11 protein-coding genes and 1 tRNA gene are annotated in these 14,299 nt (G+C 63.3%); 8 read left to right on the plus strand and 4 right to left on the minus strand.

The window, feature by feature from the left end; translation table 11 throughout:
* Positions 1-11: 11 nt before the first annotated feature.
* Entirely contained in the window at positions 12-1,025 is a 1,014-nt protein-coding gene (locus Pan44_RS24170; RefSeq protein ID WP_145034314.1) for a hypothetical protein, read from the minus strand.
* Between the two features lie 220 nt (positions 1,026-1,245).
* On the opposite strand from Pan44_RS24170, the gene Pan44_RS24175 reads away from it, so the two are divergent.
* The 3 genes from Pan44_RS24175 (at position 1,246) to Pan44_RS24185 (ending at position 4,960) form a co-directional block, all read left to right on the plus strand.
* A complete protein-coding gene (locus Pan44_RS24175; protein ID WP_231754154.1) occupies positions 1,246-2,490 on the plus strand; it encodes a hypothetical protein in 1,245 nt (414 codons plus the stop codon).
* A 146-nt stretch (positions 2,491-2,636) separates the two neighbouring features.
* Positions 2,637-3,440, plus strand: a complete 804-nt coding sequence (locus Pan44_RS24180; RefSeq protein WP_145034315.1) for a hypothetical protein — start codon at positions 2,637-2,639, stop codon at positions 3,438-3,440.
* A 71-nt stretch (positions 3,441-3,511) separates the two neighbouring features.
* Positions 3,512-4,960, plus strand: coding sequence for a DUF11 domain-containing protein (locus Pan44_RS24185; RefSeq protein WP_145034316.1), 1,449 nt, complete (start codon positions 3,512-3,514; stop codon positions 4,958-4,960).
* A gap of 79 nt (positions 4,961-5,039) precedes the next feature.
* Here Pan44_RS24185 and Pan44_RS24190 read toward each other — a convergent pair whose 3' ends face one another.
* Together Pan44_RS24190 and Pan44_RS24195 are read right to left on the minus strand one after the other, a co-directional pair.
* On the minus strand, positions 5,040-5,879 hold the full coding sequence (locus tag Pan44_RS24190) for an HAD-IIA family hydrolase (RefSeq protein ID WP_145035174.1): 840 nt from the start codon (positions 5,877-5,879) through the stop codon (positions 5,040-5,042).
* 272 nt (positions 5,880-6,151) lie between these two features.
* Positions 6,152-7,090, minus strand: a complete 939-nt coding sequence (locus Pan44_RS24195) for a UDP-glucuronic acid decarboxylase family protein (RefSeq protein ID WP_145034317.1) — start codon at positions 7,088-7,090, stop codon at positions 6,152-6,154.
* Positions 7,091-7,488: 398 nt separating this feature from the next.
* Between Pan44_RS24195 and Pan44_RS24200 the strand changes: the two genes are divergently transcribed.
* Positions 7,489-7,743 carry a hypothetical protein gene (locus Pan44_RS24200; RefSeq protein WP_145034318.1) on the plus strand — a complete coding sequence of 85 codons (255 nt, stop codon included), beginning with the start codon at positions 7,489-7,491 and terminating at the stop codon, positions 7,741-7,743.
* A gap of 169 nt (positions 7,744-7,912) precedes the next feature.
* Complete coding sequence (locus tag Pan44_RS24205) at positions 7,913-8,404, plus strand: zf-TFIIB domain-containing protein (RefSeq protein WP_145034319.1); 492 nt, start codon at positions 7,913-7,915, stop codon at positions 8,402-8,404.
* Between the two features lie 473 nt (positions 8,405-8,877).
* On the opposite strand, the gene Pan44_RS24210 is transcribed toward Pan44_RS24205, so the two are convergent.
* Complete coding sequence (locus Pan44_RS24210) at positions 8,878-10,764, minus strand: vWA domain-containing protein (protein ID WP_145034320.1); 1,887 nt, start codon at positions 10,762-10,764, stop codon at positions 8,878-8,880.
* Positions 10,765-11,097: 333 nt separating this feature from the next.
* On the opposite strand from Pan44_RS24210, the gene Pan44_RS24215 reads away from it, so the two are divergent.
* From Pan44_RS24215 to fabD, 3 genes are all read left to right on the plus strand, one after another.
* A complete protein-coding gene (locus tag Pan44_RS24215) occupies positions 11,098-12,876 on the plus strand; it encodes an ABC transporter permease subunit (RefSeq protein ID WP_145034321.1) in 1,779 nt (592 codons plus the stop codon).
* Between the two features lie 214 nt (positions 12,877-13,090).
* Positions 13,091-13,162: transfer RNA gene (locus tag Pan44_RS24220), tRNA-Glu, on the plus strand.
* Positions 13,163-13,357: 195 nt separating this feature from the next.
* Positions 13,358-14,281: an ACP S-malonyltransferase gene (gene fabD, locus Pan44_RS24225; RefSeq protein ID WP_145034322.1), complete on the plus strand. Its 924-nt coding sequence runs from the start codon at positions 13,358-13,360 to the stop codon at positions 14,279-14,281.
* Positions 14,282-14,299: the final 18 nt, after the last annotated feature.

The following is a 14,299-nucleotide window of genomic DNA, read 5'->3' on the forward strand; positions in this document are numbered from 1 at the left end:
CCAGCCGCGGCTCACCGCTCCGTCGAACGCTTCAGGTTGAGAGGCTCTCCGGCCGGTTGAGGAGGCGCCGGATCGGCCGCGGGGCCCTGTGCCGCCTTCAACAACTGGACGTAGTCATCCGTGTCGTCCTTCTGCTGGACGCCCGTTGCCGGACGGTAGCTGAAGGTCTCTGGCGGAAGGGCCGCGTCAAATTCCACGTCATGGAACTCCAGCGACAGCATCGCCCGGTACGTTCGGCGTTCGGCCGAGGCCAGTTTGAGGTAGAGAATCCGGACAGGGAACAGCGATTCCGCTTCGAAGTAGATCCGGACCCGTTCCGGCAGGAACATCGAGAGTTGTGACGACAATCCGCCGAGTTTCGACTGCAGGTCCGCCAGGTATTCAGGTTTCCAGAGGCCCTGCACGACCCGGAAGGTCTGCCCTTCGTGCTCTTCTTCGCGGATGCTGTCGAAGATCATCGTTCGATCGAGAGACGCCAGCAGGGCGGAAAGACCTCCGAGCCCGATATCGGCGGCGAGCATGGAGACGGCGGCACCGTCAGCGCCGCTGGTGGCCCGCAGGATCCGGTGGACGTCTCGCCGGGTCGCTTCGATCACCGGCTTGGCCGTGTCCCGCGCGGTCGGTTCGCCTTCGGCTCCTGTCGCCGGCGATTCGGACGGAGCGATGTCTTCGATCCGCCGTTCGACGTGCAGCACTTGTCCGTCGCAGACTTCGAGCAGCCGACCGACCGTGTTGCCGACCGTCACTTCGTAGTCCAGTCGCAGCCGGGGGAATTCGCCCGCTACGAATCGGCCGGTTGCCTGGAACCGGCGGTCTCCGATGTCTACGCGCTGGACAACATTGGCCTGGATCGATTGCCATTTCGAAAGCCGCTCGCGGGCGGCCTTGATCAGTGCCGTCGCCTCGGGATTCGCCTCGGGGATCTCAGCCGGTTTGGCGGTTTCGGCCTCCGCGGGCTTGTTCGAAGGTTCCTGCCAGCCGCTGGCCACGTTCCGTAACTGCAATGCGCCAAAGGCGATGGCCACGAAGAGTACGGCCTTTGTCAACCTGGGCAATCTTTGCATGAGGAAGGGAAACTGCCGGTTTTGCCTCAGAAAACGGTCGCAGAGCGCCGAAACAAGAACTAACTGCATGCGCGGCCGGACCAAGGCCGGCAGTCATGTCTCGATTCTAAGCGGTCGTAACGCCGCAGGTCGACCGCAGTTCGGGTGTTTCGACGGGACCAGGCAAGCCGAGGATCTGGCGATGAAACTTTACTTTCTTGCTCTCGCCACACTGCTGATTGTGTGCGTCGGGTGCGCGTACGACGGCCAGCAGGCCATGCATCGGAATGAATTCCATGCACCACCAGCGGAGATGATGGTCCGCCCCGGACCCATGGTCGGTGGACCTGGGCCTGGAGTCATTGGACCGATGGCGACTGGCGGACCGATGGCGGGTGGCGGCGTGATGCCGGTGAGTGCTCAGTGTCCGGCCCCGGGCATGGGCATGCCCTATCCGGGCATGGCGGCCGCGGAAATGCGGTCCAGCCAGGTCCGTTTCCTCGGACCGGAAGGCATGAGCATCGGCTGGCAGATTGGTTCCGGATTCGCCGAGAACCAGCTGATGACGCCGGCCAGCTACAACTTCCCGCAGGCCGCCACGTACCGACTGAAGCTCGAGAAGATTCCCGGCCGCGAAATGCCGCCGCTCTATCCGACGCTTCACGTCTACCCGGCCCATCCGACGACCGAGGCCTTCCTCGCTCACAACCCGATCCCCATCCGCATCAACGATGAGGATCTGGATCAGGTGTCGACCTCGAACTTCGTGACCAAGGTCATCTACCTGCCGGACGCGAAGTACCAGGAACTGGCTGTCGCTGGCGTGACCGAGCTGGTCTCGACCCGCCTGCCGCTGGGCCAGGATCCGATCATGGAAGCCGATCGTCGCGGAACGATCCTTGCCGTGCTGCGGATGGGTAACCTCGACCTCGAGATGCCGGGCCAGCCCGGAACGGTGGGTGCCGTCCGCGGACCGGATGGACAGATTCAGCAGGCCTCGGCCGAGATCGTGAACGGTGAAGCCGGACAGTATGTCGCCCCGGTCGCCATCAGCGACTTCACGGGAGCGGGCGGAGCTGTCCCGAGCGATGTCCTGGTGTCGGGCCCGACCGGCCCGATTCGCCCCGGCATGGCTCCGAACCTGGTCGCCGGTGTGAACCTCCCGGTCTACGGCTACCCGTATGTCGGAACGCCGATCGGGCTGCCCGGACCGCCGCATGTGCCGCTTGGCCGCCCGGCTGGTCTCCAGTCGCACACGATGCGGAACCTGACGGACGTCGACATCGGACAGCCGGTCGACCACATGCTGATCGATGTGAAGCATGATCCGGGCCTGAGCCTGCCGCACCCGGTGAAGCACGTGCAGTACACCGAGAAGCATCCTGTCTACAGCCCTGGCGAAGTGTCGGCTCCCTACGGAGCCGGACCTGCCGGCGGGGCGTACTGAACGCCGCAGTCATCCTGCCAACGCGGCTGAATGGACCCGAACTGAGGACAGCCGCCGTGGTCACACCCCGGCGGCTGTTTTTCGTCAGGCTGGCGACGCCAGCCGCGAATCGACCTTCAGGCGGCCGGCACAACGGCCTATCGATCATGCGACGACATGCCCTCCACCTTCTGTTCCTGCTCCAGGCCGGCGCCTCCATCGCCCAGGCTGAGGGGCCGCTGAACAAACGCCACTTCCCGGTCGACGTTCGTCGGCCAGGAATGGCCGCCCAGTGGAACCTCGCGATCGATCCGACGCGGCAGGGACAAACGCAGATTTGCGAGGTCGCGCTTCCCGGCGGTGGCTCGGCCGAGCTGTATCAGCCGTCCGGAGCGATTTCACCCCTCAGCGGCGCCAACCGGGCCCTGCTGCAGGTGGGCGGCATCTACCGCTTCAAGATCAGTGGCCTCCCCGATCTCCCGGGAATTGAAGTTTATCCCACGGTCGAACTCATCGATCATCTGCATGCTCCCGCAGGCAGCGAGCAGGACTTTCCGGTCCCGATCGAGATCACCCCGGCTGATGTGGAAGCAGCAGCCCAGAATCGCCTGGTTACGAAAGTCATCTATCTGGAGCAGCCCGACCTGGCACTCCCGGAGCCACAGGAAAACGGACTGCTGACGACCGACTTCTCCGCCAGTGCCAACCTGATGGAAGTCGCGGACCAGCGGGGCCGACCGGTCGCCATCATCCGCATCGGCGGCCGCACGCCCGACGCCCGTAATCCCGACCCGGCGTTCTTCAGCACCAGCGGTGCTGTCATCGTCACCGAAATCCCGGGCAAGGCCTCGACAAGGAACGTCACAGTCGCCGCGCCGGCCTCTCCCGCTGCGGAGAAAGTTACTGCCGCGACGACACTCGCCCAGTCGCCGGCGGCGACTGGCGGACAGCCGCGACCATTCCCCGAATAAGCCGCAGACTAGACCAGTCGACTCTACAGGTCAGCCGTTCCACGGCCATCGGATCACGCAAGGACGCTTCAATGCCTCATTCCTCCCGCTCAACCGCAGCCATCGTCGCGACCGTGCTGGCTCGAAGCGCGGGTGTCGCGTCCGTCGCGTCGCTCCTCTTTGCGAGCTCCTGCGCCTCGACGCCGATGTTCGCAGGCCGCAAGGCAAAACGGCCCGACACGATGCCGCTCACCGATGTCGCCACCGGCAAGGCGTTGCCTTCCTACGCCGATCGGCTCGAAGCGGCGAAGCAGGCACAGAAGCAGATTCCGGCAGCCGGCGAGGCGAAGGTTCAGCAGGCCGTCGTCGATGAGCAGCATCTCGCCTCACGCGTCGAACAGATGTCGCATGAGCAGCCTGCCGTCGAGCCCGTCCGCGTCGCCGCAACGACCGATCGCCCCTGGGCCCCCGACCTCAACGGACAGCCCACCGTCGCGCCGTTGAATGATGCGGCCATCGTTGCCCAGCTCTGCCCGCCGCGGAGCATCCTGGCTGATTCGTGCCCCCCGTGCGGATCCAATGCCGGCCTGCCGGTCATTGCACCCGCCACCCCCCGGCCGTTCCCGACCGAGAACGGACGCGACGAATACGTCTGCGACGGCGGCGACAAGGGCCTTCCGATTCATTACGAGGGGGGCCAGATCGCCGGCCTCGAAGCCGAAGACACCGTGGCCGAGTTCAGCGACGGCCAGGGAAATCAGCGAGTGACGGTCAGCAACCAGGTCTGCGTCTATGCCCCGCGGTTTGGCGTCGCACGGGCGGTCTCCGAAGCGATCGAGAAGTTCACGATCGATTCCGCCTCCGGAACCCACGACGGCGTGACCGTTGCCGGCTATGTCCATCGCGCGGCGCTCGACGAAGGCAAGGACATCGCCTCCCCCGTTGGAATGAAACACAGCGACGCCCTCAGCCAGATGCGGTCCCGCCAGACCGACGGCGAACTGGAAAACGACGTCGCGGCGGCCTCGCACGTCAAGCTCGTGAATCCGTTCGAAGACTATGGCTTCGTGCAAGACGGTCTGATCCGTCATGCCGAGAAGGCCGTCCTGTTCGAGGCCGCGAAGTCGGCCGGCGAATGGTCGGTCGGTCAGGGGACGAAGGCCATCGCCCAGGACCTCGCCGGCGCCGAAGTCATCGCGATCTTCAATGTCGAAGAACTCGTCGGCGTCGAGGACATGCGAACGCCCGGTGACCTGCGAATCGTCAAGCTTGCGGACAAGAAGACCGCCAGGCCGGGTGACATCGTCACCTTCACGATTCGCTTCGACAACCAGGGGGGCAAGGAGCTCTACAAGATCCGGATCCTCGACAACCTCTCCCCACGGCTGCAGCTCATCGACGAGAGCGTGACCTGCGACGTCGCCGGTGAACTCGAAATCGCGGACAGCGCGCAGGGCGGAGAAGTGCTCACTTTCCGGGTGAACGAAGCCCTCGCTGGCCAAACGGGCGGAAGCCTGACGTTCCAGTGTCGGATTCGCTGATCGCAGCGAGTCCAATGAAAAACGCGGCGTATGAGCGGGGAGCATCAGGGGGCTGATGCTCTCCGCTCCGCCCGTTTTTTCAGATGGCCTGGAGCGGCCGTCGACGCTTGAGGGGAGCCGGCACAGTCCGCCACGGCGGAAGCCAGTCGTTGGCGTTCAGTGTGCGGGCAAACTCACCCAGCGATTCCATGATGTACTCCGGCCGGTACGCGAAGCGGGCCAGGTCGGCCGACTGTGTTCCGCCGGTGAGCACCAGCACGGTGTGCATGCCCAGCTGCGTGCCACCGAGGATGTCGGTTTCCATCGTGTCGCCGATCATCACGCACTGATCCGGCGGCAGGCCCAGTTCATCGCAGGCCGCCTGCATCATGATCGGGTTGGGTTTACCGATTCCGAACGCCTTGAGTCCAGTCGCCGATTCGAGCATGGCGACCATCGCTCCGCAGCCCGGACGGATTCCATTCTGCGTCGGGCAGCTCGGATCCAGGTTCGTCGCGATCAGCTTGGCCCCCTTCGTCAGCATGCGGACGGCGGCCTCGACCATCTCCAGGTTGAAGGTTCGGCCCTCGCCGACGACGACGTAGTCGGGATCGTGGTCGACCACGGCGAAGCCGTTCTGGTGCAGGGCCGTGAGCAACCCACCTTCGCCGATGACATAGGCCGTGCCGCCAGGCTTCTGCCGGGCCAGGAATCGCGCGGTAGCCATCGCACAGGTGAAAACGTCGTCTTCCTCGGCCTCGATCCCCATCCGGGAAAGCTTCGCGACGACGTCGCGACGCGTCCGCTGGCTGTTGTTCGTCAGGAAACGGAATGGGATCCGCCGTTTCCGCAGCTGCTGGATGAAAGCATCCGCGCCCGGAATCAAATCCGATCCGCGGTAAAGAACTCCATCCATGTCAATCAGATAACCGTGGCGCATCGGCGCCGGTCTTGTCGCCATTCCTCAAGCCTTCCAACATCCGAGTTCGCTGTTTGAGCGCTGTCTGCATCCTGCATCCACGCAGGCCGGCCGCAGCCGGTCCAGAAGCGAACGGGACTCTCCGCGGAGTTGGCAAGTTCAATGCCAAGATTCGGCGAAAGATGCGCGAACCCACGAAAGTCGTGGATTTCATGCGATTTGGCGGGCTACGAGCCGCGGAACTCTGTGCTTCGCGCTTCCGCCGGCTGCACAGGAATCAGGCAAACGGCAGACTACTTTCCGAACTGCGTCCGCCGGTAATAGTCGGCCGTCTTGGACAGCCCGGTCCGCAGATCGACCTTCGGCTCCCACTTCAAAACGCGCTTCGCCTTCGTGATGTCCGGGCAGCGCTGCTTCGGGTCGTCCTTCGGGAGTGGTTCGTTCGTCAGCTTCGATTTCGAACCGGTGACATCGAGTACGGCCTGGGCCAGTTCGATCATCGTGTTCTCGACCGGATTGCCGAGGTTCATCGGGCCGATCTCTTCCTCCTGGTTCATGAAGCGGATGAAGCCTTCGATCAGATCGTCGACGTAGCAGAACGACCGAGTCTGCTGGCCTTCGCCATAGATCGTGAGGGGCTGCCCGCGCAGCGCCTGCATGATGAAATTCGAGACGACGCGTCCGTCGTTGGGATCCATCCGCGGCCCATACGTATTGAAGATCCGCACGATCCGGATCTCGATGCCGTGCGCCAGGTGGTAGTTCATGCAGAGCGACTCGGCGACGCGCTTGCCTTCGTCGTAGCACGAGCGCGGGCCGATCGGGTTGACGTGTCCCCAGTAGTCTTCCCGCTGCGGATGGACTTCCGGATCGCCATAGACCTCCGAGGTTGAGGTATGCAGCACTCGGGCCCGGCAGCGCTTGGCGAGGCCCAGAACGTTCACCATCCCGACAGTGGAGGTCTTGATCGTCTTGATCGGGTTGTATTGGTAGGCCACCGGCGAAGCAGGGCAGGCCAGGTTGTAGATCTGCTCCGCTTCGACATACAGCGGGTGCACGATGTCGTGACGGATCACTTCGAACCGGCTGTTCCCCAGCAGGTGTTCGATGTTGGCCTTGCGGCCGGAAAAGAAGTTGTCGACGCAGATGACATCGTCGCCGCGATCAATGAGACGCTCGCAAAGATGACTCCCCAGAAAACCCGCGCCTCCGGTGACGAGAATCGTCGCCATGTCGTCTGCTCCTCGTATGGTTGAACGTCAGAATCGTAGATGCAGAACCCCCGGTTCGGAATTGGAATCGGCCCTGATTGAGGGGCGAGCGGTGGAGAGGGCGGGCCTCGAAACGCTTGTAGCGATCGGCGGGCGCGCGCTCCCTCCGGCCATGCCTGCGCCTGCGAAACCTCACGCCTTGTGTGATTCGCGCATCTTGCCAAGTCGCCCCGACCGGCACCGGTTCTTCGAATTCCGTGCAGTTCCTTCGGACCGCAATTGCAGGAAATCGAAATCAGGCTGATGATGCGACTGCGATTTGACGACGGGCACGGGTCGGCTGACAGCCCGGTTTTGCAGTGATTTTCAGCCTTCAGCCAGGCCGACGCGCTTACTTTTTGAGGCAGGAGACAACACCGATGATCGGCGACCTTTGCGATCTGGAATTGGTCGAAGACCCTGAGTTGCCGCCTCGGACGCTCGTAGCGCCTCTGCTGGTTGTGAGGGAAATCCGGTCCGCACTGGGACCGGTCACTTTCAACCTGATCGTCGGCGAGAAGCAGGCCGTCCACATTTCGTCGGACCTCTTTGAAGCCTTCGGCATCTGGGACGCGAAGGAATCCCAGGCCAGCGGGCAGCCGGAAGACGACGCCCCCTCGGCCGATCTCAATTGACCGATCCGGCCGGGAGGGCCATCCCGGCTCCTGGCGGATCCGCGGGCTCGAATTCGAAGACTGGCCGCCGCGAATTCTGCGGCATTCAACCAGCGGCGACCTAAGTTGGCGTATCGGCCGACCTCTCGCGTTGATTCGTGGACGGGCGGCCTGGCGCCAGGGCCGATCCATGATCAATTGCCGCAACTGTGGAGCTCCGTTGCCGACGGAGCTGGAGAACGGGCGACACGTCTGTGAGTATTGCGATTCCGGGGTGGTTCCCAGGCCGGACTGCAATCTCCTCGAAGAGGTCGTCGATCTCGGTCGCGACGCCGGCGTGGACTGTCCGGTCTGCCAGAACCGCATGACTGCCGCGCTCATCGACGAGTCGTCGGTCTCCTGGTGCTCCGGTTGCCGCGGGATGCTGTTCGTCGACGAAGTCTTCGCGAAGACCGTTCGCAGCCGTCGCGCCCTCTACCGCGAAGCGGGGCGGATCCCTAAGCCGCTGGATCCCCGCGCCTCCGAGCGAAAACTGCCTTGCGCGCACTGCCGGCGTCCCATGCAGGTCCATCCGTACTACGGACCGGGAAACGTCGTGATCGACTCGTGCCTTCCGTGTCGCTTCGTCTGGGTCGATGCCGGGGAACTCACTCGCATCGAACAGGCCGCCGGACGGCGGTGATCCTTCGCGGGCCCCGCAGTTCATCGTCGCGAGCGACTCGCCCACGTCACCCTGTCGCGTTTCTCGGTCCGGCGCGGAACGCCCGGCGAATGGCTGTCCAGAGACCTGTGACAGGTATGACAACGGGCGTCACACAGGAAACCGGGCTGAATCGCTGGGATTCAGGGACGTGTGACACCTGTGACATGTGTGACACATTCGCGGAGGTGTCGGCCATCGGATCATGCCACGAGGGTGGGCCAAGGTACTGGACTGCGGCTGTGTGAATTGCCAAAGATCGACTGTTCACCCTCTCGTGAGCGGTTGCGCGCCTCGTGAACAAGGGATGGAGGTGTTGAGGGGAGCGGCGCACCGCAGGCGCCGGGGAATACAGCATCCGAGTGGGGCGGCGCTGGCTCCGCCAGTTCGAGACCCGTGGGAGATCCGCAGGCAGGCGGCGAGGAAGCCAAGGCGACGCCCGCGGCGAGCCGCGATCAAAGCTTGGGCTTCACTCGCTCTTTTTCTTCGCGAGGCCGCTGCATCTGCTGCGGACGGTTCTCGTCGGCAAGCAGCAGGCGCGGCGTATTGTTGGCGCCATTGCGCGCCATCTGGCCGTTCCCGGTCGGATCGCGGAACCCTTCCTGCCAGGCCCAGCCGATTTCCGTTCGGAGTTCGCGAGCCGCCAGGTCGGCCCACGGGGTCCCCGGGTGCTCGTCGATGACGCGACTGAGATAAACTTTCGCGGCGTCGCCGCGCTGCTTGACCAGCGGGCCGACCTTCGCGATGTCGATCTCCTTCGATGGCACGATCCGCCAGACATTGTTCTTCGGATCCTTGAATGTCTTCGGCGACACCTTCATATCCGCCAGCATGCGGTTGTAGCCGTCGTAGCGTGCGTGCATCGCCAGCAGCCGCCCCATGGCCAGGTCGAACGAGGCCCGCCAGCGGGGCTCCTTGATCGTATTGCGGGCCTTCTCGGCGTCCTTGAGAACCTTGAAGAGTTCGTCGATGCGGTAGAACACCTTCGCGACCGGCATCTGCGCCTTGTTGACCTCTTCACGCAGCCGGTTGTCGTTCTCGGCCGGGAATTCCAGCTGGGGAACTTCGAATCGCTCGCCCTGCAGCGTCATTTCCGCGGCCCGCACGAGTGCGACCTTGGCGACGTTCTTGCTGATCTCGGTTTCTTGGATGCGCACCGGGCGGTAGTCGGGCGCATATTCCCGCATCACATCCGCATCGTACTGTCGGCGATGGGTATCGTCCGTGATGAGGTACCTTCCGCCTGTTTCCGCGCACAGCCGCGTCAGGGCATAGGGACCGTAGCTGGCCGAAATGCGTCCGGTGCGCCAGTCGCCGCCCCCCCAGTTCGGGAGCTGGAGACCTTCGGGGAACGCCGATTCCGGTCCCTGGTCGACTTCGATGTCTTCTTCGAACCCATCTTCGTACTTCCAGCGGACATACCCCAGCTTCTGGCCGAACACCGCCGCGTTGCCGACGACGTAAACCCGCACGCCCGAACGCTTGCAGAGCGAGATCACATCTTCGAGCTGCGATTCGGCGTCGTCGCCCCGTTCATCGGTCACGATGAACATCACCTTGTTCCACTTTCCATCAGTCCGCTTGAACTGCTTCCACTTGTCGACGGCGAGCCGCACGGCGGTGAAAACGTTCTCGATGCCGCTCTCATCGACCTTCATGTGGCGGATCGGCTGGATGATCGACTTGATGTCCTTGACCGGATCGGGCGTGATCAGTTCCGTCTTTTCGCCATAGCTGACGACGGCCGTATACAGTCCATCCGTCGGGCCGCCGTCGCTGAGCTGCTTGTAGATGTTCTCGAATCGCTCGGTCACCGCGTTGCGGCGGTCTTTAAGTGAACCGGACGCGTCGAACATCCACATCACGAGCGTCTGCCGTTCTTCCAGCGACTGGCGGATCTCATGCGTGATGCGATCCATCGTGCCCTGAACGCCGCCGACCACCTTGTCGCTCGTTCCGCGGATCGCGACCTTGGCCGTCAGGCGTGCATCCGATGGAAGGGGAATGGTCGCGGCGATCCGGGGCGCGTCGGGAATGACGACGGCTTCAATCCGCTCCTCAATGGCCGGTCCTGTCCCGGCGACATCGGCAGCGGCCACAAGCGTTCCGCCGGCCAGGCCTGCACCGTCGCTGGAGCCATCGCCTGACTGGCTCGACGAAGTCGGAATCATCGACTCGAAGCTCAGCTCTTCCTGCCCCACTTCATCCGCGAGGCTCGTGATCTCGGCGACCGGCTCGCTCGATTCGGCCGACATCAGCACGAAATTCAGCGGGATGAGCATCGACAGATTGACGAGCAGGCTCACGCCGATGGCAGGCACACTCGCGAGCTGTTTCGACATGCCGGCAGACTCCAGACCCTTTTTGCCGCTGATCGCACCGCCCGTCAGGGGAGTGCACGTGAACTCAGGACCGCCTGTTTACTCTACTTCCCGAACCGGCCCCATGCAAACAGATTCGGATGGGGGGATGTGCCGCAAATCCTTGCTTCCCTGCAACTTAATGCGCCCTTTGATGCGGTGCGCCGTCCCTGCTGAATTCACCTCGGAACGTCGCTTCCTGTTCGTCGAAACGCACCGTACTCCCGCGGAATCGCGCGATTTCCATCTCGCGACGTTCGGCGGCGCGGCGTAGGTCTTTACACTTGCCTTCACATCTCCATCGCCGAGGTTTGCATGGGCTGGCGTTCGTTTTTCAGGCTTCCCGAGACTCCGCTGCTGATCAAGGAACTGTCGGAGCTGGCCAACCGGCGCCGGACCTACATTTTTCGCTTCGTCTACGCGACGCTCCTGTTCGCGGCGGGACTGGTGATTCTCTTCAGCCGCGGAGGCCAGCGGGGGGACATGATGCCCAACGTCGGCCGCGAACTGTTCCTCCAGCTCGTCTTCATCCAGCAGGTCGCGATCCTGCTGCTCGTGCCCTCGATGGCCGCCAGCGCCCTCACCCAGGAGAAAGAGCGCGAAACGCTGGCGCTCCTGCTGCTGACGACGATCTCGCCGTACGAAATCGTCCTGCAGAAATTCCTGAGTCGCGTCGTGACGGCGCTGTCGTACGTGATGCTCTCGTTCCCTTTGCTGGCCGTGGCGTACGCGTACGGTGGCGTTCCCATGGTCATGCTGGGGGCGACCTGCGCCATCCTGGTCGTCACTGTGATTTACCACGCGGCGTTTTCGATCATGTGCTCGTCCTATTTTCGCACGACGGTCGAAGCGCTGATCGCGGTGTACGTCCTGCAGGCTCCGATTTCGCTCATCGCCCACGGTTACGTCCCTTCGCTGGTTGTCGACGCGAACGGCGGGCCGGCCGTGCAGTCGATTCCGGCGATGATTTCGTTTGTCTGCGTCTCGCTCTTTCTGAGCCTGATCTACCTCGTGATGGCCACCGAAGTTCTGCATCGCCGGGCCTTCGTTCCCCCCAGGAACGTGCTGCTCCAGCTATTCCAGGCGCTCGACAGGATCTTCAACGAATGGAACACAGTCACAGGTGGAGTCGTCCTGATTCGCGACGGTGACCCGCTTCCCGTCGATCGTCCGGTGGCGTGGCGGGAGACGGCCAAGAAGAGCCTCGGAACATTCCGCTATCTCGTGCGAGTGCTGGTCGTCATCGAAGTCCCGATCCTGTTCGTGTCCCAACTGGTCAACATCGACATGATCCGCGGGCACCATGCCATGACGGTGCTGTACTACACCCTGTGGGTCGCGTCCGCGGCGATGCTGGCGTTGCACGCGGGGAACGTCATCGCGGCCGAGCGCTCACGGCAGACTCTCGACGTCCTGCTTGCGACGCCGCTCTCGGGTGAGGAACTGGTTCTGCAGAAGCTGGCCGGCGTCCGCCGGCTTCTCATGGTCCTCCTGATCCCGTTTGTCACGATCATTCTCTTCGAGAACTGGTTTCGCGATTACGGCTGGCTCTTCGATGAGAACGGTTTCGAGCTGTGGTATCTCGCCGAATCGCTCCTCGTCGTCCTGGCGCTCGGAAAATTTGCGATGTGGCTCGTGTTCTGGATTGGCCTGAAGACGAGGTCGACTCTCTCCGCCGTGTTCCTGTCGCTGGGCGCCCTCGCGGCGATCTGCCTCGTCCCGCAATTCCTGTCGATGGCGGCGCCAACCTTCACCTCCGGCCGCGCGACGAGAATTGTGACGGCCATTCTCGCGATGAACCCGGCGACGCTCGTTCAGCTCGTCGAGGCGATTCCGACAGATGACTTCCGCGCCCGGCATGGGCTGACTCCGGAATTGTTCCCGTGGATGTTCGGTGCGGCGATCGTCGGATACTTCGTCTTGGGCGTCGCGATCCGGAAGATCTGCCTCAGAAACGCCGACCGGCTGCTGGGCCGATCCTGGGGAGAGGGAGTCGACGACTCGGCCGAAGTCGCGTCGGCCGGGCTCGACGCGGACGCCCTGCGCAGGCTGGAGCACCCGGGGCAACTGGCGGCCGGGGTTGCTGGAGGTTAGCTGATCACGGCGAATCGACGTGATTGGCCGCGTCCGAACCTTATTGTCCGGTTGGTGTCAACTTTTCGGACCAACTTTCCCGTCTGCCGAAATCTGGGACATTCAATTGGTTTGGCCGCCTTGACATGCCCTCGCGAACCGATATCAATACGCCAGCGGCAGACTCAATCAGCCGCAGACACGGTCGGGTTACCGATCGATGTCGTCCTACTCCGGCCCCATCGTCTAACGGTTAGGACACTGGATTTTCAGTCCAGGTATAGGGGTTCAAATCCCCTTGGGGTCACTTTGCGACAGTCTGTCGCTCGATCTCCTGCGAACTCGCAGGTGGAGGAGCACAGCCGGTCCGATCGGTTCTGATTGAGGACAACCCGTGGCCTGCCACGGGTTTTTTTGTGCGCTGTTCGCTATGGTGTCGACCTTCCAGGACGGTTGCGGGCCAGCTCGCCGTCCCACGCAACCTGCACGGTAAGTTCTGAAAATGAGTCGAATCGGATTCCTGTTTCCCGGCCAGGGGGCTCAGCACGTCGGCATGGGGAAAACCATTGCCGCCAGGTTCCCGGCGGCCGCCCGACTGTACGAGCAGGCGAACGAAATTCTGGGCTACGATCTCAAGAAGCTCTGCTTCGAAGGACCGTCGGAAGAGCTGGATGAAACAGTCATCAGCCAGCCGGCCATCTTCGTCACCAGCCTGGCCTGCCTGGAACAGCTCCGGGCCGAGTCGCCCGATATCGCTCTCGCCTGTGAGATGACCGCCGGCCTGAGCCTCGGTGAATACACGTCTCTCGTGTTTTCGGGCGCCATGTCGTTCGAAGATGGATTGAGACTCGTTCAGAAGCGCGGTCAGGCGATGCAGGACGCCGCGGACGCGACGCCGTCCGGAATGGTCAGCATCCTTCTCCTGTCGCTCGAGCAGGTGCAGGGGATCCGCGACGCGGCTTCGGCCGAGGGAACCCTCGAAATCGCGAACTACCTGTGCCCGGGAAACCTGGTGCTGTCTGGCGAGAACGCTGCCTGTTTGAAGGCGGCCGAACTCGCCCAGGCCCAGGGAGGGCGGCCGATTCCGCTCGCCGTGGCCGGCGCGTTCCATACGAATATCATGAAGCCGGCCGACCAGCGCCTGGCCGAAGCCATCGCCGATGTGCCGATGCAGACGCCGGACATTCCCGTCGTCTCGAACGTCGACGCCCGGACGCACACCGATCCGGCCGAATTGAAGCAGTTGCTCGTGAACCAGGTCGTCTCGCCGGTCCGCTGGGAGGACTCGATCCGCTTCATGCTCGATGCGGGGATCGACGAGTTTTACGAGATCGGACCTGGCCGGGTTCTGACCGGTCTGCTCAAGCGGATCAGCCGGAAAACGCCGTGCACGGTGGTCAACGATTCGGCCGCGGCCGGCGGCTGACTCGCAGTCGGTGAAACG

The sequence above is a fragment of the Caulifigura coniformis genome (genome assembly GCF_007745175.1).
In the GTDB taxonomy this organism is placed as follows: Bacteria; Planctomycetota; Planctomycetia; order Planctomycetales; family Planctomycetaceae; genus Caulifigura; species Caulifigura coniformis.